The organism is Planktothrix sp. PCC 11201, assembly GCF_900009135.1.
Classification (GTDB): Bacteria; Cyanobacteriota; Cyanobacteriia; order Cyanobacteriales; family Microcoleaceae; genus Planktothrix.
In genome coordinates this window covers 1-210 of record NZ_LT797760.1, presented here as the reverse complement: position 1 = coordinate 210, position 210 = coordinate 1, and the positions used below count along the sequence as shown (strand labels likewise).

The window sequence follows — 210 nt, the reverse complement described above, 5'->3', positions numbered from 1 at the left end:
AAAAGCCCAAATGATTCGAGATGCTCATAATAATTTGGATCAACGTTTAGATCAGGAGTATGCGACTTGGCAACGGGGTAACAATAACGGGAATTATAATAATAACAACCCTAACAATCCCAATAGTCAACAATCCTTTGATCAATATCGTCAACAACGTCATGCACAGTTAGAACAACAAATGCGACAAGAGGTAAATCAGCCTCAATA

General features: G+C 37.6%; 1 protein-coding gene. It reads left to right on the top strand.

The genetic code is table 11. From position 1 onward, the window contains the following. A partial coding sequence (locus PL11201_RS26670; RefSeq protein ID WP_369821855.1) for a hypothetical protein occupies nucleotides 1-210 on the top strand: 210 nt, incomplete at both ends.